Raw genomic sequence first — 2,302 nt, 5'->3', positions numbered from 1 at the left:
CGCGGCGATCACGGCGAGCGGCGGCGCATCCGATGGCAGCGCGTCGATCGCGTCCGCTCCGGAGTCGCCGCTCCAGTCGCCGTCGACCACGCCGATCGACTCCAGCCCGAGACGGGCGACGGTGTCGAGGTAGGCCCGCCGGCGAGACTGCGCGGAGGGGAAGTCCGCCGGGCCGGCGATGTGCAGGAACCGTCGATGTCCCTGTACGGCCAGGCGCTCGATCATCTCGGCGATGGGACGCGAGTCTGTGAAGGCCCCCGTCATATGCATGGCGTCGTCGAACTCGCCGACCGGCAGCACGACCGGGCCGCCCGTGCTGTCGATCGTCGGGAGCGGAGTGAACGACAGAACGCCCTCGTACTGCCCCGAATCGACGACCTCGGCCAGGCGTTCGTCGCGCGCACCCGGCTCGTCCGGCAGGCTCACGACCTCGACGACGTAGCCGTCGTCACGCGCTGCGGCGATCGCCCCCGACAGCAGCGTGAGCGGGTTGAGCGTCGCCACCGGCACGACGACGGCGAGGCGTCCGGTGCGCTGGGTGCGCATGGAGCGCGCGGCGAGGTTCGGGCGGTAGTGCAGTGCGGATGCCGCGCGCAGAACCTTCTCTCGCGTGGCGTCGGAGATCCCGGGACGGCCCGTGAAGACGAACGACACGGTCGACTGCGACACCCCGGCGAGGTGTGCGACGTCATGACTGGTCGGGCGTTTCTCCATGGCATCCGTCCTTCCCGGGCTTGACGAGCCCCGTGTCCGTGTCGATAGTATCTACTACGTCTTAGTAATACGTAGTAACGCCTCAGTGAGGAGAAGCGATGCTCAGGATCGGAATCATCGGCACCGGCGGGATCGCCGACGCGCACATCGAGGGGTACCTCGCGTTCCCGGACGACTGCGAGATCACCGCGCTCGCCGATGTCGTCCCGGGCAAGGCCGCGCAGAAGGCGGAGGCATTCTCGCTCGCGGGCGTCACGGCCTTCGACGATCCGGTCGCGATGATCTCCTCGGGTCTGGTCGACCTCGTGAGCGTGGCCACCCCGCCGTCGACCCATGCCGCCCTCGCGATCGCCGCGCTCGATGCGGGTGTGCACGTGCTGGTCGAGAAGCCCATGGCGCCGTCGCTCGAGGAGTGCGACGCGATGCTCGCGGCTCAGGAGCGCTCGGGCAGGATCCTGTCCGTCGTCGCCCAGAACCGCTTCCGCGATGACCTCGCGACGCTCAAAGAGGTCGTCGACTCCGGTCTGCTCGGCTCCATCTCACACGTCCGGGTCGACTCGGCGTGGTGGCGCGGGTTGCCCTATTACGACCTGTGGTGGCGCGGCACGTGGGAGAAGGAGGGTGGTGGCTGCACGCTCAACCACGCCATCCACCACATCGACCTGCTCCTGTGGCTGCTCGGCAGTCCCACCGAGATCACGGCCATGCTCGCCAACACGCAGCATGACAATGCCGAGGTCGAGGATCTCTCTGTCGCGGTGTTCCGATACGACCGGGGTCTCGCGCAGCTGACCAGCTCGGTCGTGCATCACGGTGAGGAGCAGGCGATCGTGATCCAGGGCGCGAACGCACGCGTGTCCCAGCCGTTCTCGGTCGTCGCCGAGCGCTCTCGGCCTGACGGGTTCCCGCAGCCGGGCGGCGCCCCCGACGTCGTCGCGCGCATCGACGCGCTCGTCGCCGCGCGCACCCCGCTCGCCCACCTCGGCCATGAGGGGCAGATCGGCGACCTGCTGAGCGCGATCCGCGACGGACGTCCGCCGATCGCCGGGGGACAGGACGGCCGTGATGCGATCGAGGTCGTCACCGCCATCTACAAGGCGGGTTTCGAGCGCGAGTTCGTGTCCCTGCCCATCGCGGCATCCGACCCCTATTACCGTGCGGGGCAGCTCGTCGCGAACGCACCGCACTTCTTCGAGAAGACGGCTTCTCTGATCGAGGCGGCATCATGATCGCATCCTCATTCCCCGGCGGCACCTCGCTCTCACACCTCGACGTCTATGCGGATGCCGCTCCCGACGGGATCTGCGGAGGCAGCCCGCACATGCACCTCGTGTCGACCGAGGCCTATGTGGTGATCTCCGGCGAGGGGGCACTGCAGACGATCGACGGTGAGGGCTTCCGTGAGACGCCGCTCGCTGCGGGATCCGTCGTGTGGTTCACGCCCGGCACGATCCACCGGGCTGTGAATCACGGCGACCTGCGCGTGGTCGTGCTCATGAGCAACGCCGGGCTGCCGGAGGCGGGCGACGCCGTGATGACCTTCCCCGCCGACGTCGTGGCCGACGCCGAGGCCTACGCCGCCGCGGCG

The 2,302-nt window shown here is 69.0% G+C and carries 3 protein-coding genes; 2 read left to right on the top strand and 1 reads right to left on the bottom strand.

Annotated elements, in window-relative coordinates; genetic code table 11:
• Nucleotides 1-714, bottom strand: a 714-nt coding sequence (locus RTM68_RS12330; protein ID WP_312171298.1) for a LacI family DNA-binding transcriptional regulator, incomplete at its 3' end; no start/stop codon positions are given.
• A gap of 98 nt (nucleotides 715-812) precedes the next feature.
• On the opposite strand from RTM68_RS12330, the gene RTM68_RS12325 reads away from it, so the two are divergent.
• Together RTM68_RS12325 and RTM68_RS12320 are read left to right on the top strand one after the other, a co-directional pair.
• A complete protein-coding gene (locus RTM68_RS12325) occupies nucleotides 813-1,943 on the top strand; it encodes a Gfo/Idh/MocA family oxidoreductase (protein WP_312171296.1) in 1,131 nt (376 codons plus the stop codon).
• Nucleotides 1,940-2,302, top strand: a 363-nt coding sequence (locus tag RTM68_RS12320) for a cupin domain-containing protein (RefSeq protein WP_312171295.1), incomplete at its 3' end; no start/stop codon positions are given. The genes RTM68_RS12325 and RTM68_RS12320, both read left to right, overlap by 4 nt.

This window comes from Microbacterium sp. (assembly GCF_031988965.1).
GTDB lineage: Bacteria > Actinomycetota > Actinomycetes > Actinomycetales > Microbacteriaceae > Microbacterium.
The sequence above is the reverse complement of the archived record's forward strand: the minus strand, read 5'-3'. Positions and strand labels throughout refer to the sequence as shown.

What these genes read in the sequence shown, in the direction of transcription:
- RTM68_RS12325 (WP_312171296.1), top strand. Translation starts at nt 813, where the DNA reads ATGCTCAGGATCGGAATCATCGGCACCGGCGGGATCGCCGACGCGCAC.